Genomic DNA, 20,696 nt, shown 5'->3' with positions numbered 1-20,696 from the left:
ACGTCAGCGCGCGCCGCCCGGTCGACGCGCGGTGCTTTTCCAACGACTGTCGTCAGGGAAAATCCGGATGCCGATGCAGACCACTTCGCTTCGGTTCCTGCCAACGGTGCGAGGCGTTCTGACACGGCCGGCTTGGCGCCTGGTCAGGCGGCACGAGGCGACGGCCACGCCGCCAGAGCACACAGACGCCTACGCCGACAGGCGGCGACAGGCGGCTACATATGACGACGAGCGACGACATGGGCGCCACGAAAGGGCGCACACGCTTCACGCCGTCACGCCGTCATGCGGTGACACTTGGCAGCGTGGCCGTCTCTGCTTCCTCAGTTTGCCCAGGGCAGCGGTGCGTCGTTCAGTCCCCAGTACAGGCTCTTCTGTTGCATGTATTCGAGAATGCCGAGGCGGCCCTTCTCGCGTCCCGTACCACTCTCCTTCCAGCCGCCGAACGGCGTCGAGATCGAGAACTGCTTGTAGGTATTGATCCAGACCGTACCGGTCTCGAGCGCACGCGCGACGCGATAGGCGCGCTTGTAGTCGCTGGTCCAGATGCCGGCCGCCAGGCCGAACACGCTGTCGTTCGCTTCGCGCAGCAGATCCGCCTCGTTGTCGAACGGCAGCACTACCAGCACCGGCCCGAAGATCTCCTCCTGGCAGATCTTCGCGTCGTTGCGCAGACCGTCGATGATGGTCGGCAGGAAGAAGAAGCCGTCATCGCGTCCCTCGCCGGCCGGACGTTGTCCGCCGGTCAGCAGACGCCCACCTTCTTCGAGGCCGAGCGCGACGTAGCGCTCGATGGTCGCGCGATGCTGGCCCGTGACGAGCGGTCCCATCTGGGTGTCCTCGCGCGTCGGGTCGCCGACGCGCAGCTTCTCGGTGGCCGCCACCAGCCGCGCGACGAAGCTGTCGTAGATCGACCGCTCGACGAACAGCCGCGAACCGGCAATGCAGGATTCGCCGGACGAACTGAAGATGCCGTACAGCACGCCGTTGACCGCGTGATCGAGATCGGCATCGGCGAACACGATCGTCGGCGACTTGCCGCCCAGTTCGAGCGACACAGGCATCAACTTTTCAGCCGCGAGGCGGGCGATGCCGCGACCGACCTCGGTTCCCCCGGTGAACGCAATCTTCTTCACGCGCGGATGCTTGACGAGCGCGTCGCCGATGACCGAGCCCTTGCCGGGCAGTACGCTCAGCACGCCCTTCGGCACGCCAGCCTCCTCACAGATACGGCCCAGCGCCAGCGAGCACAGCGGCGTGACCTCCGCCGGCTTGAGGATCACCGCGTTGCCCGCCGCCAGTGCCGGCGCAAGCTTCTGCGCGTCCGACGCGATCGGCGAGTTCCACGGCGTGATCGCCGCGACGACGCCGAGCGGCTCGTGCACGCTCATCGTCAGGTAGTCGCCGCGCGACGGCGTGACCTGCTCCTCCAACGTTTCAAGACATGCCGCGAAATAACGGAAGGTATTCGCCGCGCTCGTCACCAGTGCGCGCGTCTCCGAGATCGGCTTGCCGTTGTCGCGTCGCTGCATCTGCGCCAACGCCTCATGGCGCTGCGTGATCAGGTCCGAGATGCGATAGAGAACGGCCGCGCGTTGATGCGGCTTGAGACCGGCCCAGTTCGCCTTGCGCCACGCCGCGTCCGCGGCGGCTACGGCTTCTTCGACGTCCTCGACGTTGGCGGCGACGATTTCCGCGTTCACGCTCTGGTCCGCGGGATAGATGCTGGCGTAGCGGTGCCCGCGGCCCGGGCGCCAGACGCCGCCGACGAGAATGTCTGCCGGGAAATCGAGATGGGGAGCGGTCATGATCGTGTCTCGGAAAACCTCCGCCGCTGGCGGAGACGATGGCTTGGAGCGGTGGCACCGGCCAACTGGCCGGTGCGGTTGCAACGAGTTGCAGTCCCGTCTGTGCGCTGCACGGGCGGGAGGGGAAACAGCATGGAGCACCGGCGGCAGCCGGTGCGCAGTGTCAGAACACGCAGTGGGCGACGCGATTCTTCAGTGCACGGATCGCGCTGTAGGCGGTGAGCGCGGAGGTCTTCGGGTTGTCCGGCAACGGATTGCCGGACATCTCGAGCGCCATCTCGCCGAACGCGCCGGTTGCCCGCACGCGATGCACGTTTCGCGTCACGCCTGGATCGGCGATCAGCGTGACCCGCGTGTTGTCCAGCCCGACGCCCGCCAGCGCAACGGTCGCTGCCACGTTGGCGTTTTTCGGGTAGAGCCGAGCGGCATCGCGCGCCGTACCCTCGAAGATCACCGTCGGCTCGGACAACGTGGCCAGGTCCACGCGCGCTTCCGCCGGCGTGCCCAGCCAGCCGAGCGGCGGCTTGCGCCCCGTATACTCGACCGCTTCCAGACCGCCCTCGCGTGCCGACGACAGCGCGTCCATGCCGCCAATCGCGCCCGCGAGCAGCGTCAGTGTCGCGCCCCCGACAGTCGCGCCCTGCTCCAGCGATTCGAGCAAGGCCGAGTCGGACAGCGCGCCGACGGACGCAACCACGCAATTGATGCCGCGCTCCAGCAGCGGCAGAACGTGGTCCGCGAGCGCCTGGTGTCCCGCGCACTCAAGCACGAAGTCAGGACGCTCGGCCAGCGCCGCGACCGACGACACCACCGAAACCGACGGACCGACCGCGTCGCTCACGCGCTGCACGTCGCGCTCAGGCACGATGATCTGCGTCACACGCAGTTGCGGATCGGCCGCGATCGCGCGAAACACGACCGTCCCGATCGCCCCGAAACCGATCATCGTGACCGTCTTGAATGGCAAGGCTTCAGCCATTCTGCTTCTCCTTGACCGGCGGGCCCGCGAAATTCGACGAGAACTGACCGAACGACTTCATGTCGATCTCGATCATCGCCGGACCTTCGACACCGACGCCCCATTCGATCGCCTCCTGGACCTCAGCGGCGCTCGCGACGCGGCGGTGCGGCAACTGCAGGCTGGCGCAGAACTGCGCAAACTCCGGCTGATGCAGATCGACATAGTAGCGACGGCCCCCGTACTGCACGTCCTGGATGTTGCGGATCACGCCGTAGCACTGATCGTTCATCAGAATGATCAGTGCGTTGGCCTTCTCCTGCACTGCCGTCGCCAGTTCGCCGACGTTGACCATCAGGCCACCGTCGCCGACCAGACACACCGTCTTCTTCGCGACGTTGGCAAGCGCGGCACCGATGGCCATCTGCATGCCCTGTCCGATGCCGCCGCCGAGTGCGTGGACCCCGGCGCGCGGCCCGAAGATCTGCAGCGAACGGTTGCCCCAGGTGCTGTTCGAGATCGTCACGTCCCGCACCCAGTTGAAATCGCGGCCCACCGTGCGCTGCAGCGCGGTCACCACCGACGCGTACGGACCGAGGCCGTCGAGCACCTGCGCGACCACTTTCTCGCGCGTTGCGGACAGGTCGGCGTGGAACGCCGGATCGATGGCCATGCGTCCCGCCAGCTTGTCGGCGAGCGCATTGAGCAACGCTTCTGCGTCACCCTGCACAAACATCGCGTTCTTGTAGCCGCGATTGTCGGCCCGGCCATCCGCGTCGATCCGGTACAGCGGCTGCGGCAGCGCCAGCTTGTACTTCAGCGTCTCGTTGCCACGCAGGCGCGAGCCCACTACCAGCATTGCGTCGCAGGTCTTGTAGAACGCCTCGACAACGCCGTGCACGTTGTAGGCGCCGAGCGTGGCCGGATGATCTTCCGGCACCACACCACGACCTTGCACGCTGCTGACCACGCCGAATCCCAAATCGACCAGCCGCTGCGCCGCCGCGGACGCGCCGCGGGCACCGCCGCCCAGCCACAGCAGCGGCCGATGCGCCTTCGCGAGTTGATCGGCCAGCGCGCTGACACGCGCATCGTCGGCCGGCGCGGCGGTGATCGCCGGCGGCGCCAGGTCCACCGGCCAATCGATCTCCGCGGCCTGAATGTCGATCGGGATCTCGACCGAGACCGGACCGGTCGGCGCGGTCAGCGCGACACGAACCGCTTCGCGCACCGTCGAAAGTGCGGTGTCGACGCAGCGGACGCGGAACGCGGCCTTCGAAATCGACTTGAGCATCGACAGCTGGTCGGGCGCTTCGTGGATGTAGGCCAGGTCGCGGTCGAGATACGGCGTCTCGATTTGTCCGGTGATGTGCAGCACCGGCGAACCGGCGGTCAAGGCTTCGACCATCGCGCCGGCCGCGTTGCCGGCTGCCGTGCCCGTGCTGGTGAAGGCGACGCCCAGGTGGCCCTTCACGCGCGCAAACGCATCGGCCATGTTCAGCGCACCGGCTTCGCCGCGCGCGCCGACGTAGCGCATGTTGCCGCGCCGGCCGATCGCATCGAGGATCGGCATGTTGTGAATCGAGATGACGCCGAACGACGTCGTGACGCCGCAGCTTTCCAGGAACGCGGCAATGACCTCGCCGACCGTGGTTTTTTCAGACATGTTTTGCCAAGCCTCCAGAGACATCGATGTGGCTGCCCGTCGTGTAGGAGGACATCGGGGTCGCCAAGAAAAAGATCGCCTGCGCGGCTTCGTCGGGCAGGCCGAGACGGCCGAGCGGGATGCCTTTCTTGCGCGCCAGCTCGCCGGTGTAGTCCTCCCACGACTGGCCTTCGCGAGCCTGCTCCGCATGGCGACGGCGCCATTGCCCGGACTCGATCAGGCCGACGAGGATCGAATTGACGCGGACGCCGTCGGGTGCGAGTTCCGTCGCCAGCGACTTGGTCAGCGACACCACGCCGGCGCGCGCCGAAGAGGTGGCAACCATGTGCGGTTCAGGCTGCAGCGCCAGCAGCGAATTCGTGCAGACAATGCTGCCGCGCGCCTCGCGCAACATCGGCAGGAAGGCCCGCGTCGGCCGCAGCAGGCTGAAATACTTCAGTTCCAGCTCTTCGCGCCATGCGTCGTCGGTCGTCGTTGCGAACGTCGAGACACGGCCCTGGCCAGCGTTGTTGATCAGCATGTCGGTCCGCCCGAAGTGGGACCGGACCGCATCGGCAAAGGCGCCAACTTCTTCCGCGTCCAGCACGTTGCAGGCATGCGCGAGCAGGCGGGCCTGCGGATACTTCTGCTGGAGTTTGTCGCGGGCGGCATCGAGGCGTGCCTGGTCGCGGCCGCAGAAGGCCACGGCCGCGCCTGCCTCCAGGAAGCGTTCGACACACGCGAGGCCGATGCCCGAGGAGCCGCCGGTGACGACCGCCACGCGGTCGCTCAAGTCGATCGTGATCATTTGATTCCCAGGGATTTGAGATACTTGTCGGCGCTGCCGCCTTCGGCCTGCAGGTGCTTGCCGCGATAGTTCATGCGCGCCGACAGTTCGTCGGCGGCGGCCCGCACGCGTCCGATCAGCTCGTTGGCGCCGTCGATCTGCGCCCGCGGAATCGTCACGGTGACGACGGCTACGATGCGCGTGCTCGCGTCGCGCACCGGGGCGCTGACCACCGAGATGCCGCGCTCGAACGACGACTGGCTGATCGCGTAGCCACGCTCGACGTCTTCGCGGATACGTTCGTAAAGCGCGTCGACGCTGGCCGGCGTGACCGGCGTGAACTGCTCGAGCTTGCCTTCGGGATAAAGTTCGCGCAGCGCGTCAAGCGAGAGATCGCCCATCAGCACATGGCCGTGAATGGTCGCGTGCGCAGGGAGACGGGTGCCGACATTGACTCGCACCGAACTGAAGATCGGCTCCTGACTCTGTGCCTTGGCGACGAACACGACGTCGCGGCCGTCGCGAACCACGATATGGCTGGTCAGTCCGGTGTCGTCGCGCAGCCGTTCCAGAATCGGCAGGCCGAAGTCCGTCAGCTCCAGCGATGCGAGATATTCGAAGCCAAGCCGCAACACGGCAACACCGAGACGGTAGTTGCGGTCGTTGTCGGCACGCTCCAGGAAGCCGAGCGATTCCAGCGTCTGCAGCAGACGAAACACGGTCGTGCGCGGAATGCCGAGGCGCTTTGCAAGCTCCGGCGCGCCCAACACCGGTTGGCGCGGCGTGAATTCGCCAAGGATGCGCAGACCCCGCTCGAGGCCCGGAACCAGGTACGGCGTGTCCTTCCCGTTCGAGGCGTCCTCGGCGTCGTCCGCTTCAGGCTTGGTGTTCGGCATTTTCGACAAATCCTTCGATGAGGGTGGTGAGGCCCGCGCCATCCTCGATATAGCAGGCGTGGCCCAGTCCTGGCAGCACGTCGAGCGCGACGTCGGCAGCGGCGGCAATGCGGGCACAGGCCTGCGGCGTGGTGATCGCGTCGTCGCTGCCGACCGCCACGCGCACGGGACCGCGCGTCGACGGGATGGCGCGCCAGGCTGACAGATCGCCCGCCAGATCGCCGTTCGCCAGCAGTTCGGTTGCCTGACGATAGCCGTCGGGACGAATCCGTGCCATGTTCCAGCGCACCCAGGCACGCGCCGCCTCACTGGCACCCGGCGCGTTCAGATTGCCGCTGCGCCGCTCCGCCAAGCCAGCCGGACCGTATTGGTCGAGCAGGGCCAGACGCGCGCGGCGCTTTTCGTCACGAATGGCCGGCTCCGCGGCACCGTAGCCGCCGGCCGGCGCAAGCAGCAGCAGGCTGGCGAGCCGCTCGGGAGCGCGGCGCGCGAACGCGCCTGCCATCAACGCGCCGAGCGAATGCCCGACAAGATGAACACGCGCGATGCCGAGCGCATCGAGCCAGGCCTCGAGCACGGCCGCGTAATCTTCGGCATGAGGCGATGCCGGCTGGACCGGCGTCGATTCCGCGTAACCCGGTGCGTCCCAGGCCAGCACGCGGCGGCGCTCGCTCAACCCTTCGAGTTGTGCGACCCACGACGGCGAGCCGGAGCCGATCCCGTGCAGCAGGACGAGGGGCACCGCTGCGGTCGTGCCGGCGCCCGCGTCCCGATAAACGATCCGGCCCGCGCCCGCGGACGCACTGGCAAGCGGAAAGCGTGCAAGCCGCTGCTGCCACTGTGTCACTTCGAGATCGTTCGCCTGCGCCATGTCATCCGCCGTATTGCCACACAGCCGCATCCCGCCAGCTGGCCGGACGTGACCGTGTCCGACAAAAGGAATCGGCTTCGCCGCGAGGCAAAACCGTGTTTCATGCAGCGGGCGCGAGCCGGCGTCATCGCCGGTACGCGTCCGCCGTCGCGCTCAGCGCTTTTCGCGCTTGATCTTCGCCAGTTCCGAATCCGGCGGATACGTAGGCGTGACCGGCTTGGCCGCGCCGAGCATCACGCACATCAACGCGTCTTCGTCGCCGATGTTGATCTCGCTGCGATACACGCCCGGCGGCACCGAGATCAGGTCGCGGTCGGTGCAGATCGTTTCCCAGCGCTCGCCGTCCTTCTCGCAGACGATCTTCATCTTGCCGCGGATGATGAAGAAAATTTCCTCGACGTCGTTATGGATGTGCGACGGGCCGATGTTGCCGGCCGGAATCACCATGGTCGAGAACGTGAAGCTGCCCGACGGCACGGTGTTGTTGTCGGTGGAAACGCCCGTGCCGCCGGTGCCGACGTAGCGCATCTGTGCACGGCGATAGCGCGGATCCACTTCGCACTGGAACGCCAGGGCATCCCAGTCATAGCGACGCGTGGCGAAGCGCGCGACACGCGACGTCATCCATTCGTCGAAGCTCGCGCCTTCCGGACGCTCCCAGGTCTTGCTCACGCTTACTGGCGCTTGATCCATGTCAGCCATGCTGATTCTCCTAAATGAAACAACACATCAGTTCAGAACGAAACCGCCGTTGACCGGCAGCAATTGTCCGGTGACGAAGCCGGCTGCGTCGGACAGCAGAAACAGCACTGGGCCGGTCACGTCGGCGGGAAGCTGGGCGCGCTGGATGGCGCGTCCATTGAGATAGGTGTCGTGCCGCTCGGCCGGCACGTAGGCCGTCGCCTCGACTTCCACCAGGCCGGGCGCGACAGCGTTGACAGTGATCTGGTCACCGCCCAGCTCGCGCGCCAGCGAGCGCGTCATCGCGATCACGGCGCCCTTGCTTGCGGCGTAAGCGAGCAGCTTGGGCGCGCCCCACAACGCGGTGTCCGAGGCGATATTGACGATGCGGCCGCGTCCCGATGCACGCAGGAACGGCAATGCCGCGATGGTCATCAACCACGTGCCGCGCACGTTCACGTCGAGCACGGCGTCGAAGGTCTCGATGCTCAGCTCGGTTGCGAACTTGCCGCCCGAATTGGTGATCGCGCCGTTGTTGATCAGGCCGTCGATGCCGCCCATCAGTTCCGCCGCACGTGCCGCGCACGCCTTGACGCTCTCCGCATCGCGCAGATCCAACGGCACGAAGTCGACGGCGGCGCCGGTGTCGCGCAGCTCGGAGGCAAGCGCGTCGCCGCGCTCCGCCAGCAGGTCGGCGAACACGACGCGGGCGCCGGCGGCAAGCGCCTCGCGCACGAATGCCTCGCCGAGTCCACGCGCGCCGCCGGTGATCAGCAAGCGCCGCCCGGCCAACGAAACGGTTGCGCCAACCGTTTCACCCTGCTCGTTTGCGTTCAGGTTCATCGCTTCGTCCTTGCTCTCGCCCATCGTTTGCATGCGATTCGCACCGCACTCAAGCCATCCGCATATTGGCGCGCGGCACGTAGTGCAGCATGCGGCGCTCAAGCCAGACAACGAAGGCATATGCGACGATGCCGATCAAGGTGAGCCCCGCGATCGACACGAAAACCATCGCGGTGTTGCCCTGCCCTTCGCCGTAGACGAGCAGATAGCCCAGGCCGCGGTCGCCACCGACCAGCTCGCCCACCGTCACGCCGATCACGGCCAGCGTCGAGGCGATGCGCAGCCCCGCGAACAGTGCCTGCATTGCCGACGGGAATTCGACGAAACGGAAGATCTGCAGACGGCTGCCGCACAACGCGCGCACAAGATTCACCTGGTCCGGATCGACCGCGCGCACCGCGCCAAGCACGTTGACCATCACCGGGAAGAACACGATCAGCACCGCGACCAGGATCTTCGGATAGACGGTGTAACCCATCCACATGACGAACAGCGGCGCGAACGCGACCTTCGGTGCGATCTGCAGCGCGAGGATGTACGGCGAGAGCATCGTCTCCGTACGCGGCGACAGGCCAAGCACCACGCCGATCACGACGCCCAGCAGCGAACCGATCGCGAAACCGGCGATGACCTCGAGCGCCGTCACGCCGGCATGCATCATCAGGTTCTCGACGCGGAACATCCGCCCGGCCTCGGCGACCGTCGATGACAGGGTCGGCAGGACAAATTCGGGCACGTGGAACAGGCCCGGTCCCCATTGCCACGCAGCGAGGAAGATGATCAACACCAGCAGGCTGCCGATGGCGGTGGAAGCGCGTTTCATGTCGTAAAGCTCCGTGGTTCCGTTGCGGACAGTGCCGCGGCGTTCAGTGCAGGTCTTCGCGGCCGACCTTCAGCAGAGACATCAAATGCGAGATGTACTCGTTCATCTTCGGCAGCGTGCGACGCTCGAGCGGGTTGTCGCGCAGCGGCAGATCGACGTCGATGATCTCGATGATCGTGCCCGGCCGTTCGCTCATCACGAAAACCCGATCGGACAGCGCAATGGCCTCGGCGAGATCGTGCGTGATCAGCAGCGCGGTCTTGCCCTGGTCTGCCAGCATCCGCGCCAGATCCTGTTGCAAGACCATCTTGGTCTGCGCATCCAGTGCCGAGAACGGCTCGTCCATCAGCAGCACATGCGGATCGATCGCCAGCGTGCGTGCAAGGGCGGCGCGTTGGCGCATGCCGCCTGACAGCTGGTGCGGATAGTGGTTGCCAAAGCCCTTCAGGTGGCAGCGCTCGAGCAGTGCCAGTGCGCGTTGCTCCCGTTCCGACTTCGGCACCTTGCGGATCTGCATGCCGATCTCGACGTTCTCGCGAATCGAACGCCACGGCATCAGCAGGTCTTTCTGCAACATGAACGCGACGTTGGCGGACGGGCCGGTCACGCGCTTGCCCTCGACGATGACTTCGCCCTCGGACGGCGCGTACAGTCCAGCGCCCATGTTCAACAACGTGCTCTTGCCGCAGCCGCTCGGGCCGATCAGCGAGACCACCTCGCCCTTGCGAATCGAGAGGGAAACATCCTTGACCGCGGTCATCTCGCCCTTCCCGTTGCGTTCCGGGAAACGGCGCGTCACGTTACGGAAGTCGATCGCGTAATGCAGACTCGCCGGACCACTCGCCGGCGTGGTGATCGACGCGGCATCGGCGCGCCGTTCGAGGCTATTCGCTTGAGACATGGAGACCAACCTGTGTTCGTTACCGAGGGAGCGATCCGGCGGCGACAGCCAGCGAACCGGCGAATGGGCATCCTGCCTTGCCCACGCGTTCGTTCCAAATATGAACCAGCGTTTTATTGTTGGTCATTATAGGCAAAGGCGAGCGGCGTCAAAATAAAATTTTTCAGACCTACGGGTTTGCCGCCATCCCGGACACGTCGATGCGAGACGCGCCGCCCACAAAGCGCGACGGCTCCTTGCGGAGCCGTCGGTAGCCATGTGCAGCAAGCGCGCTGCGGTCTCAGAACGAGTGATGGATACCCGTCAGCACCATCACCTGGTTGCCGGTACTGGACGTGCCGATGCTGAAGAAATTCGCCCGTGCGCTGTTGCCAGCCGCGCGCTGGTACAGGATGTTGGCGTACAGCTGCGTGCGCTTGGACAGCGCGTAGATATCGCCGATCTCGAATTGCGAGTAACGGCGTCCGCCGATGGTCGAGGTCGAGACGCCGCCCGCCACCGAGTTCGCCTGCGTGAATTGGTACGAGGCGCCGCCGTCCCAGCTCTGCATCGTGTCGGAATAACCGGGGTTCTGGATCTTCACGCGGGTGTACAGTGCGTGGACCAGCCAGCCCGCAAATTTGTACGATGCGCCGGCGCCCATGTTCTCCAGCTTCTCAGCCGTGAAACCGGTGGTGGAGCGGCCCTGGAAGGTGTCGACACCGCCGAGCTGGCCGACCAGCGTCGTACGATTGCGTTCGACCGAATAGACCGCCGCAGCGCGCAGGCCGCCATTCAGGTAGTTCGCGCCGAAGCTCATCTTCTTGCCGGTCGCGAAATTGGCCGTGTTGCCCATGCCCAGCATCGCGCCGAACGACAGCCCGCCGAACGACGGCGAGACATACTTCACCGAGTTGTCGTAAGGCACCGCGGCGGTATCGGCAAGCTCGTCGAGATTGCCCGGGTGGAACATGTAGAAGCTTTGCGCCAGATACGCGGTCGACAGCGGACCCAACCAGTCGAAGTTGAACGGCGTCTGATGGCCAAGCGTCATCGAGCCGAATTTCGTCGACGACAGGCCCACGAATGCCTGGCGGTTCCACATCGTGCCGGACGATGCAAAGGTGCCCGTGTTCGTGTAGAAACCGTTTTCGAGCCAGAAGGTTGCCTTCAGGCCGCCGCCGAGATCTTCATTGCCGCGCAGGCCCCAGCGGTCAGGCTGCATATTGCCCTGGACCTGGAAATACTTGGCGCCGGCGCCGGCGCCGGCATTGTTCACATAGCCGAGACCCGCGTCCAGGCTACCGAACAGGGTCACATTGCTTTGCGCGTAGGCGCTGGCGGTACAGCCGATTGCGAGAAGGCTGCCTGCTATCACACGTTTCATTAGCGGTCTCCAAGCCGGGGGCCGCATCGTGGCGGCGGCTTGCCGGCTCAAACAGGTCGGGAAAGGCGTCTTGTTCCATATATGGACAACATGTGCGCCTATGGAAAGTATAAAAGTGCGCAATAGGTGCCAAAAATCGGCCCACGGATTTATTACGAGATGATGCAAATACGCGACAGTGCTTTCGCGTTCCGCTCGGGTCGCATTGAAGTGTGGACAAGAGACGCCCCCGAGGGGCGAGGCTCGCGCAACGCCGTTGAAGATGCGCTTCAACGACGGCCGTCCAGCAACGCGGCAGGCCGCCTTACGCCATGCTTCGCATGACACCAACAGGTGTCCGGAAGCGTTGGTTATCTCGGAATCGAAGCGCGTCAGCCGTGGCGCGATCCTGAATGCTGACTTGATGCTGGGCATGTAAGCGCCAGACGACGCTGCTGCCCCTTACGCAATGCCACGCAATCGCACGGAATGCCTTGCACACTGTTCGCAATGCCGATGGGCCTGGCTTCGATGCGAGCGTCACCCGCGCCGAAGCAGGTGCCGTCGACCAGATCGACTCAAGGGCCGGACGCGACAAGGCATCGCCGCGCGGGATTTCCGATACCAGGAGACACAACGAATAGGGAGACACGCTCAGGCAGACAGCAGAGTGGCTGCTTGCAACGCCATGGACTCGTCGTCCCTCGCTGGAGCCATCGCGTAAGTTGCGCACCGCACCACCATCGCCTTTCAGCCGCCCCTTCCAAGCATGCGCGGATGCCGATTGAGTCACGCCGCAGCGCGTGGACGTGGCACGGTCAAAGCCGCCCTCTGCAATGCAATTACGCTTCCCGGCACGCCTATCGACGCCATCACAGAATGATCGCGACGCCCGGCGCATTGCCCGCATTCACCTAGCAGAGGACGCACCGGGGCAGTGGGTCGAATGAAAGAGGGGCAGGGGCATGCGCTCGCACTCGCGAGCGCATGCCTGACCCCGTCACGCTGCTCAGAGGATGGGCTTGCCCCCGGTCACGGCGATCGTCGCGCCGGAAATGTAGCTGGCCCCATCGCTCGCCAGCAACACATAGGCTGCCGCAAGCTCAGCCGGCTGGCCTGGTCGTTTCATCGGTACTTCGGCGCCGAATTGGCCGACCTGCTCCGCCGGCAACGTGGCCGGGATCAATGGCGTCCAAATCGGCCCCGGCGCGACGCAATTTGCCCGGATACCCTTCTCCGCAAGCAGTTGCGCAAGGCCGCCAGTAAAATTCTGGATCGCGCCCTTGGTCGTAGCGTAAGGCAGCAAGGTCGGCTTCGGCGTATCCGCATTGACGGACGCAGTGTTGATGATCGCCGACCCTTCCGGCATGTGAGGCACCGCCGCCTTGGTGATCCGGAACATGCCGCCGATGTTGACGTCGAAGGTGTAGTCCCATTCTTCGTCGCTGATCTCGTCCAGCGATGTATGCGTCATCTGGTAGGCGGCATTATTGACCAGGACGTCGATCCGGCCGAATGCCTCGACCGCCTTCGCGACGATTTCACGACAATGCGCCGGATCGGCTATTTCGCCAGCCAGCAGCACGGCCTTGCGCCCTGCTTCTTCGACCCATTTCGCGGTCTCGCGGGCATCCTCGTGCTCATCGAGATAGGCGATCAATACGTCCGCGCCCTCACGCGCAAACGCGATCGCCACCGCGCGGCCGATGCCACTGTCGCCGCCGGTGATCACCGCCACCTTGCCAGTCAAACGCCCCGAACCGTGATAACTCTGCTCACCGTGGTCCGGCTGCGGGTGCATCGGCGCCGTACGGCCCGGCACGGTCGACTGTTTTTGAGCCGGTGGTGTCTTGGCTTGATCGTTCATGCTTCCTCCTGGATGGTTGCGTTGCCATGCAGGAGGGCGAGCAAGCGACGGACCCAATCGGCGAACACGTACAAGAGCGCGGCATGCCCGCGTCGGATCCCGCTGCCTCAGTTCGCCGGACGGCGCCGCCAGGCGGCGTCCGCAAAGCCAAGCAAGACGATCAGCACGACGGGCGGCAGCCACGCCAGGCCGCTCGCCGCAAAAGGCAAACCGTCCATCCAGGCGGGCCGGGCATCGATCAGGTGCGCCGCCCGGAGGCCGTCGACGCCGCCGACGGCCAGCGCGATCAAGACCGACGACACCGCGACCCAACGCGGCGAGCGCCAGATCCGGTTGCCAAAGCTGACGAGAACCAGCGCAATGCACGGCGGGTAGATGGTTGTCAGCACCGGCACCGAAAACGCGACCAGCGCGTCGAGCCCGAGATTCGAGACGACAAGCGAGAACACGGCCAAGCCAACCGCCAAGGGACGGTACGGCAGACCGAGCAACTCGCTGAAAAACTCCGCACAGGCGCAGGTGAGACCAACTGCCGTGACGACGCAGGCCAGCACGATCAAGCCGGCCAGCATCAGATCGCCCAGCGGGCCAAATGCGCGATCGACATATGCATGAAGAATGGCCGCGCCATTGCTGGCCTCGCCAGCGAACGCGTGACTGATCGAGCCAAGCCGGAACAACCCCAGGTAGATGGCGGCCAGCCCGGTGCCCGCGATCAAGGCCGCGATGCAGGTATATCGCGTCAGGTCGACGCCGCGGGTCACGCCCCGCGAACGGACCGCGTTGACCACGACAATGCCGAACACGAGCGCGCCCAGCGCGTCCATCGTCAGATAGCCTTCGTTGAAGCCCTGGCGAAATGGCGCATCGCGATAGGCTGCCGCGATCGGACCGACGCCATTACGCGACGCCACCACCGCCGACAGACACAAGGCGCCGATCGCGACCATCTTCATCGGCGCCAACACCTTGCCGACCCAATCCAGCAAGCGTCCCGGATAAAGCGAAAGCGCGAGGACGCCAGCGAAGTAGACGACGCTGTAAATGCCGAGCGCCAGCGGCGTGCCTCCCGTCAGCGGCGCAATGCCGACCTCGAAGGAAACCGTCGCGGTACGCGGCGTGGCGAACAAGGGGCCCACCGCGAGATAGCAGACCACTGCCAGCGCGACGCTTCCCACCCGGCCCAGCGGCCGGCTCAGCTCATCGAGCGCCCCGCCGACACGCGCCAGCGCCACCAGCGTGACGACCGGCAGTCCAACCGCGGTGACAAGGAAGCCGGCCGCCGCCGCCCACAACGAGGCGCCGGCGTGAAGGCCGATGTTCGGCGGGAAGATGATGTTGCCAGCCCCGACAAACAGCGCAAAGGTCATGAACCCGAGCGCACAGACGTCGAACCTGCTTAACTTGACAGCGGACATGTGAGGCCTGGCCGACGCGAGATGTTTGACTGCGGTTTGACTGCGGTTTGACCGCGCAACAACCGCTGTCCGGCGTCGGACGTACGATGAGGGGACCGCGATTATAAGGAGAGACGCGGCGCGACGCGCGCGGCGACGCACTTATTCAGCGATTCTTATCGTTTTACGCGCGAGCATTTCGCGATAAGGGCTAGTGCCGCAGCGGGCGCTTCGGCATATCGGTACCTACCGCGCTTGCGAGACGGCCCTAACCGCTGTGCCGCTGTGCCGCTGTGCCGCTGTGCCGCTGTGCCGCTGTGCCGCTGTGCCGCTGTGCCGCAGGCAGGATCCTGCGGTTGCCGCCGGCGGTGCGACGTGGTCGGCGGCAGTGGCTCGCTTCGCTGTGCGCAATGCCACGGTGATGCTGCGCCGGCCCGACGCGCGAGGTGCTGGGGAGGCTGAGTCTCGATTTAGGCAGCCACCGGCGCAGCAGCGGAACGCCCGCCGTTCGATCCCCGCCCAAACCACCCACGCCGACCGCATGGTCGCGTCGGCCGCACTGGCCGCAGCGCATACGGGCCACCGCGCGCGGCGAAAACCCTGGCAGCGGGCACGACGAACAACTGACGCGTCGGGCAAAAACAGCGGCGGTCAGGCGTCAGGCGCGACCAACGCGGAACCGCTTTTTCGAGCGACAAAAGAAAAAGGGCTTGGCCACCGGCCAAGCCCTTTCTATTCATTGGTGGAGAGGAGGAGGATCGAACTCCCGACCTTCGCATTGCGAACGCGACGCTCTCCCAGCTGAGCTACCCCCCCAACGAGCCGAAATTCTAACACAGCGCCGCCGGAGCGCAAGCGCTTTCGGCTGGCGCAGCGGCTACCATTCAGTGCGATGCGGGCGCGCCTTGCAGCACCCATTGCGCGAGCAGGCGGCTATCCGCGTCGGCCATGCGCGGATGGGCCGGCATCGGGATTACGCCCCATACGCCGGAGCCGCCCTTCTTGATCTTGTCCATCAGCTTGGTCTCCGCTGCCGGATCGGTCTTGTAGCGCGCCGCCACGTCCTCATAGGACGGGCCGACGAGCCGCCGCGAGGCGGCATGGCAGCTCACGCAAGCGTTGGCGCGCGCGAGATTCTCGGCACGCGCGACGTCGATCGCCGGGGGCTTTGTTGCGGCGGCCGGGGGCGCCGGCTTTGCTGCCGGCGCGGCATTGGCGGCGAACGAAACGAACAGCGGCGCAGCGAACATCGACGCGATCGAGACCCGCCGTACGACGCTCAGAGCGGCGCGAAGCGCACCGCGGTTGGGGAACGACATGATGAGTTCTGGAATCAAGTGGGGACTGACAGCAGTTGCAGCCATCAAAGCAACGATGCGCCGACTGCTTATTTGCGGGCCTTCGGATTGCCCGGTTCGACCGGTGCCGCGTTCTGGATCGGCGCGGGCGCCTGCTGGGCCAGGGGCTGCGCGCTGACGCTCGCATCCGGCACCGCGCCCACCGTCGCGCCCGTGTCTGCCTGAGCCGGCGCGGCGGCAACCGTCGTCGGAGTGCTCGCTGCGCTGCTGTTCGAAGCCAGCGGCTTGGCGTCCTCGGCACGGATGTACTCGAAGACCTTCACGACCTGCATCACACCCGGGACGCGACTGGCGATGTCGGCCGCGCGATTGCCTTCGTCGACGGTGACCAGCCCCATCAGATACACGATGCCACGTTCGGTCACCACCTTGAAGAAGTTCGCAGGTACGCCCTTCTCCGCGACGAGCGAAGCCTTGACCTTGCTGGTGATGTAGGTGTCGCTGGAGCGCGTGGTCATCGAACTGGCTTCGCCAACCGACAACTCGTTGACGATGCCGCGCACGTTCGACACATTGCGCGCAATCTTCGTCGCAAAGATCTTTGCCGCTTCGTCCGGCACTTCACCGACGATCAGCACGCGCCGGTTGTAGACCGCGATGTCGACGTGAGCGGTGTTCGGCAGATCGCCCTGCAGTTGGCTGTAAGCGCGGATCTGAATGTCGCGGTCGTCGGCCTGGGTGCCGATCGTCCTGCGATCATCGGCCACCATCGCCGCGCCGCCCACGGCGCCGCCCAGCAAGATCAGCGGGCAGCCTTGCAGCGAAGCGGACATCGCCACTGCAAGCACCGACCAGCGCGCCACTTTTGCCACACCACTCATCGTCATCGATTGCCTCTCCTCAATCTGTCGTTCAATGCGGCCGGAATGGACGGGCCGCAAGAAGGTCTCGAACGCATCTTAGCGAACGCGCATCATGAAACGCGTATCAAAGTGCAACGCCCGGCGCCTCACCCTGCACGCGCTATTCGTCACCGCACAGCAGTGCATCGATGCCATCACACAGGCAGTGAATCGACAACAGATGCACTTCCTGGATGCGCGCGGTGCGCTCGCTCGGCACGCACAAGTGCATATCGTTGTCGCCGAGTGCCTCGTTCATCTTGCCGCCTCCCTTGCCGGTCAGCGCGATCACGATCATTTCGCGTTCGTGGGCCGCCTTGATCGCCTCGAGCACGTTCGCCGAATTGCCCGACGTCGTGATGGCCAGCAGAACATCACCGGGCTGACCGAGTCCTCGCACCTGGCGCGCGAACACCTGATCGAACTGGTAGTCGTTGGCCACCGCGGTCAGGATCGACGAGTCGGTCGTCAAAGCAATGGCTGGCAGCGACGGTCGCTCCCTTTCGAAACGACCGATCAGCTCCGCGGCAAAATGCTGCGCGTCCGCGGCAGAGCCGCCATTGCCGCAGCATAGGATCTTGTTTCCGCTCGTCAGTGCGCCAACGATCACGTCGACCGCGGCGGCGATCGGCACGGCCAGATGATCGATCGAGTCGAGCTTGGTCTGCGCGCTGTCGCGGAAGTGTTTGGTGATCCGTTCGATGCTCATGGGTGACGCTCACGGCATGACTGCGCCCACGGGAACGGCGGTCCTGCCTTTGGGGGACGAGCCAGCAGTGTACCTCAGTCGACACCCGGTCCGCGCCATCGGGCCGGCGGCACGCAGTGCGGAACGCCGGCGCGCCCGGCACGCCGGCCACGTCACTCGTCACGGAATGCATCGCGTAGCCAGCACGTGCGACCGTCCTCGAAAGCGACCACGTCGAACCGGCAGGGCGGTGCGTGCCCGCGCCAACGCAGCAGGTAACGCGCGGCCGCGCAACGCAGGCGGTGACGCTTGACCGCATCGATACTGGCCAGCGCGCCGCCATGCGAAGGGCCACGTCGCGCGCGCACCTCGACGAACACCAGCGTGTCTCCGTCCCACATCACCAGATCGAGTTCTCCGCCGCGTACCCGGACGTTACGTGCTTCGACGCGCAAGCCGCGCCATCGCAGGTAGCGGCACGCACGGCTTTCGAAGTCACTGCCGAGCGCAACCGGAGACCGCCGCCATGCGGCCCCGTGAGCGTCCGCGGGCCGAAGTTTGGCCGCAGCGCATGCGCCGCTGATCCTGGCTGTCGTCACTGGACGCGCGGAAGGTATAGCCGGCGCTGCTCGCTGCGCGCAACCGCCGGCCACGCCCATGTCAGAATGCGTACTTGAACGCGCACTCGAAGTCGTTACGCCCGGCGCGTCCGCCTGCGGCACAGCGGTTTGCCCGGACACGGCGCGAGATCGGCGCAGGAACAGTGCGTGACGCAGCGACCACCGACAGTCGACGCGACGCTCTCCCGGCAACGTCTCAAGTGTCGCCGGCGCAACGACATCCTTGCTGATGCCGGCGCATGCTGCGTCCGTCACGCTTGCCGGTTGCGCCGCCGACGCATTGACCGCGCTTCGAAACGCGCGCTTTTTTCGCGCTCCACTCCGTTGACCTGACATTGTCTTCCGACCTCTTCGAACTCGCCAGCCGGCAAAGCTATCCGTCCGGCACGTTGTATGTGGTGGCCACCCCGATCGGCAATCTGGCCGACATCAGTCTCCGTGCGCTGCATCTGCTGGCGCTGTGCGACCGCGTGGCAGCCGAGGACACGCGCACGACCGCGCCGCTGCTGGCCCGCTACGGCATCAGCAAGCCAATGCTGCCGGCGCACGAGCACAACGAACGCGAAGCTGCCGAGCGCGTCGTCAGCCATCTGCGCGCGGGGGAGCGCATCGCCTATGTATCGGACGCCGGCACCCCCGGTATCTCCGATCCCGGCGCACGCGTCGCCGACGCGGTGCGTGCGGCCGGATTGCCCGTTGTCCCCCTGCCCGGCGCCAGCGCATTGCTCGCGGCGGTCAGCGTCGCGGGGCCATGGGCCAGTCCATTCACGTTCATCGGATTTCTCCCGACCAAAACCAAACAGCGCGCAGGCGAGCTGACCCGGCTCGCGACAAGCCGCGAAGCGCTGGTCCTCTACGAGGCGCCACATCGGCTGCACGCCACCGTGTCGGCCCTGCTTACCGCGTTTGGCGGCGCACGCCGGATATTGGTAGCCCGCGAACTGACGAAATTACACGAGACGCTGCTCACCGGCACCCTAGCCGAAGTGCATGACCGTGTGGTTGAAGAGACGCCGCGCGGCGAATACGTGATAGTGGTCGAAGGGGCGCCACCCGTGACGCACGACGACGAAGCGCAGCACGATCGACTGCTGAGCATGCTGCTGGAGGAAACGTCGGTGAGTGCGGCCGCGCGGCTCGCGGCGCGGCTGACAGGTGTGCCGCGGGACGTGCTCTACCCGCGCGCGCTCAAGCTCGGCCGAGCGGGAGCGACGGACGATGAAAGCGGAGATGACGCAGTGGAGGAGGACTGAGGGAAACCGAGGCGCGGCAGCAGCGAAGACCGTACTGACTCGACCGGCCGCATGACGGAATGACTGGCGCCCTCGCCGGCGCCACGACGCCGGTTTTCAGCATCGCGCAGCGGACGTCGCGCATTGTGTGATGTGACGCCGTGCGCACGAAGCGGCCAGTACGAGGCGAGAAGCGGTCATCCGCGACGTCGCTCGACCTCGTTTGCCGCCGCACCGAACGGTCTTTCGCCATCGCGAGAAAGACGACAGGACCGCTTGCCATCCGTGGATGGCAACGGTCGGGGAGATTTAGCGCGAAGCCAACGTGCTGCTGCGCGCTTCGTTCTCGCGCATGGCGACTTGGGCTTCTTCACGCGACAAACCGTGAATCGACACGCGCTGCACGCCCCGCAAATTCAGCGCACGAGCGGCGCCGTAGGACAGATCGATGATCCGCGAGCCATGGAACGGACCGCGATCGTTGATCTTCACAATGATCGACTTCTGGTTCGACTCATTGGTGACGCGAACATAGCTCGACATCGGCAGCGATCGATGTGCTGCCGTCAGCGCATACATGTCGAAACGCTCGCCGTTTGCCGTCATGCGGCCGTGGAAACCGCGGCCGTACCAGGACGCCTTGCCCGTTTGCTCGAAATTCGCGAGATTGGGCACGTCGTCGTTCTCGGCGACACTGCTGTCCTCTTCGGAGGAGTCGCGCAGCGTGAAATCGTGCGCCTCGGCCTTCAGACGGTCGGTCGCGCGGCCAGCGAGCAGACCCTTGCCGTCAGTCGTCGCCCGGCAAGCACGCGACAGTGCACCGACGTGGGAGTACGACATCGACGGGCAGTTGATGTCGAAAGAGGCGACGCCGCTCAGCATCGTCGCGCCCTCCACATTCTTCAATGCGGTAGCCAACGGCGTCGGCGCCTGCACGGTCTGCAGCCAGGCACGATCCGTGCGACTGTCAGACTGGCTGACGAGATCGCCGGTCGACACCTGGGCGCAGCCGCCCAGGAAGGCGGCTGCGCCGATGACTGCGACACGGCGTGTCAGTCTTGCGTTCATAGATGCTCATTCACCTATTGCTGAGCTTGCCGTCCGATTCACGAGCGGCATTGCTCAGGGTGACAC

General features: G+C 65.6%; 19 protein-coding genes and 1 tRNA gene. 1 reads left to right on the top strand and 19 read right to left on the bottom strand.

Annotated elements, in window-relative coordinates:
• Positions 1 to 323: 323 nt before the first annotated feature.
• The 18 genes from BLU54_RS10710 to BLU54_RS10625 all read right to left on the bottom strand — a co-directional run bounded on the left by BLU54_RS10710 (position 324) and on the right by BLU54_RS10625 (position 18,363).
• Positions 324 to 1,808, bottom strand: coding sequence for an aldehyde dehydrogenase (locus tag BLU54_RS10710; protein WP_091907874.1), 1,485 nt, complete (start codon positions 1,806 to 1,808; stop codon positions 324 to 326).
• Between the two features lie 163 nt (positions 1,809 to 1,971).
• The gene (locus BLU54_RS10705; protein ID WP_235837889.1) at positions 1,972 to 2,787 is read right to left on the bottom strand and encodes an aspartate dehydrogenase; all 816 of its coding nucleotides are present in this window, start codon (positions 2,785 to 2,787) and stop codon (positions 1,972 to 1,974) included.
• Positions 2,780 to 4,432 carry a thiamine pyrophosphate-binding protein gene (locus tag BLU54_RS10700; RefSeq protein WP_091907872.1) on the bottom strand — a complete coding sequence of 551 codons (1,653 nt, stop codon included), beginning with the start codon at positions 4,430 to 4,432 and terminating at the stop codon, positions 2,780 to 2,782. Before BLU54_RS10700 ends, BLU54_RS10705 begins: the two co-directional genes overlap by 8 nt.
• Positions 4,425 to 5,219, bottom strand: coding sequence for an SDR family oxidoreductase (locus BLU54_RS10695; protein ID WP_091907870.1), 795 nt, complete (start codon positions 5,217 to 5,219; stop codon positions 4,425 to 4,427). The genes BLU54_RS10700 and BLU54_RS10695 overlap by 8 nt, the downstream gene beginning before the upstream one ends.
• Entirely contained in the window at positions 5,216 to 6,094 is an 879-nt protein-coding gene (locus tag BLU54_RS10690; RefSeq protein ID WP_091907868.1) for an IclR family transcriptional regulator, read from the bottom strand. The genes BLU54_RS10695 and BLU54_RS10690 overlap by 4 nt, the downstream gene beginning before the upstream one ends.
• Positions 6,075 to 6,965 (bottom strand): alpha/beta fold hydrolase, encoded by an 891-nt coding sequence (locus BLU54_RS10685; RefSeq protein WP_091908042.1) that lies wholly within the window; start codon positions 6,963 to 6,965, stop codon positions 6,075 to 6,077. Before BLU54_RS10685 ends, BLU54_RS10690 begins: the two co-directional genes overlap by 20 nt.
• Positions 6,966 to 7,118: 153 nt before the next feature.
• Positions 7,119 to 7,667: a cupin domain-containing protein gene (locus BLU54_RS10680; protein ID WP_091907866.1), complete on the bottom strand. Its 549-nt coding sequence runs from the start codon at positions 7,665 to 7,667 to the stop codon at positions 7,119 to 7,121.
• A 27-nt stretch (positions 7,668 to 7,694) separates the two neighbouring features.
• Positions 7,695 to 8,489, bottom strand: coding sequence for an SDR family oxidoreductase (locus tag BLU54_RS10675; protein WP_091908040.1), 795 nt, complete (start codon positions 8,487 to 8,489; stop codon positions 7,695 to 7,697).
• Positions 8,490 to 8,538: 49 nt separating this feature from the next.
• Complete coding sequence (locus tag BLU54_RS10670) at positions 8,539 to 9,312, bottom strand: ABC transporter permease (protein ID WP_091907864.1); 774 nt, start codon at positions 9,310 to 9,312, stop codon at positions 8,539 to 8,541.
• Between the two features lie 43 nt (positions 9,313 to 9,355).
• Positions 9,356 to 10,213 carry an ABC transporter ATP-binding protein gene (locus tag BLU54_RS10665; protein ID WP_091907862.1) on the bottom strand — a complete coding sequence of 286 codons (858 nt, stop codon included), beginning with the start codon at positions 10,211 to 10,213 and terminating at the stop codon, positions 9,356 to 9,358.
• 280 nt (positions 10,214 to 10,493) lie between these two features.
• Positions 10,494 to 11,579, bottom strand: coding sequence for a porin (locus tag BLU54_RS10660; RefSeq protein WP_091907859.1), 1,086 nt, complete (start codon positions 11,577 to 11,579; stop codon positions 10,494 to 10,496).
• 988 nt (positions 11,580 to 12,567) lie between these two features.
• Entirely contained in the window at positions 12,568 to 13,425 is an 858-nt protein-coding gene (locus BLU54_RS10655; RefSeq protein WP_091907857.1) for a glucose 1-dehydrogenase, read from the bottom strand.
• A gap of 107 nt (positions 13,426 to 13,532) precedes the next feature.
• Complete coding sequence (brnQ, locus tag BLU54_RS10650; protein ID WP_091907855.1) at positions 13,533 to 14,843, bottom strand: branched-chain amino acid transport system II carrier protein; 1,311 nt, start codon at positions 14,841 to 14,843, stop codon at positions 13,533 to 13,535.
• A 719-nt stretch (positions 14,844 to 15,562) separates the two neighbouring features.
• Positions 15,563 to 15,638 (bottom strand) — tRNA-Ala (locus tag BLU54_RS10645).
• A gap of 68 nt (positions 15,639 to 15,706) precedes the next feature.
• Positions 15,707 to 16,105, bottom strand: a complete 399-nt coding sequence (locus BLU54_RS10640; RefSeq protein ID WP_170845117.1) for a c-type cytochrome — start codon at positions 16,103 to 16,105, stop codon at positions 15,707 to 15,709.
• A gap of 104 nt (positions 16,106 to 16,209) precedes the next feature.
• Complete coding sequence (locus tag BLU54_RS10635; protein ID WP_091907852.1) at positions 16,210 to 17,007, bottom strand: BON domain-containing protein; 798 nt, start codon at positions 17,005 to 17,007, stop codon at positions 16,210 to 16,212.
• Between the two features lie 136 nt (positions 17,008 to 17,143).
• On the bottom strand, positions 17,144 to 17,731 hold the full coding sequence (locus BLU54_RS10630; RefSeq protein ID WP_091907850.1) for a phosphoheptose isomerase: 588 nt from the start codon (positions 17,729 to 17,731) through the stop codon (positions 17,144 to 17,146).
• A gap of 152 nt (positions 17,732 to 17,883) precedes the next feature.
• Positions 17,884 to 18,363 carry a YraN family protein gene (locus BLU54_RS10625; RefSeq protein ID WP_407919413.1) on the bottom strand — a complete coding sequence of 160 codons (480 nt, stop codon included), beginning with the start codon at positions 18,361 to 18,363 and terminating at the stop codon, positions 17,884 to 17,886.
• A 302-nt stretch (positions 18,364 to 18,665) separates the two neighbouring features.
• On the opposite strand from BLU54_RS10625, the gene rsmI reads away from it, so the two are divergent.
• Positions 18,666 to 19,583 (top strand): 16S rRNA (cytidine(1402)-2'-O)-methyltransferase, encoded by a 918-nt coding sequence (rsmI, locus tag BLU54_RS10620; protein ID WP_091907846.1) that lies wholly within the window; start codon positions 18,666 to 18,668, stop codon positions 19,581 to 19,583.
• Positions 19,584 to 19,871: 288 nt separating this feature from the next.
• On the opposite strand, the gene BLU54_RS10615 is transcribed toward rsmI, so the two are convergent.
• Entirely contained in the window at positions 19,872 to 20,630 is a 759-nt protein-coding gene (locus tag BLU54_RS10615; protein WP_235837888.1) for a septal ring lytic transglycosylase RlpA family protein, read from the bottom strand.
• Positions 20,631 to 20,696 lie beyond the last annotated feature (66 nt).

Origin of the sequence: Chitinasiproducens palmae (assembly GCF_900095735.1) — a bacterium.
Taxonomy (GTDB): Bacteria; Pseudomonadota; Gammaproteobacteria; order Burkholderiales; family Burkholderiaceae; genus Chitinasiproducens; species Chitinasiproducens palmae.
Note: the sequence above shows the minus strand (reverse complement) of the source record. Positions and strands in the feature narration are given on the sequence as shown.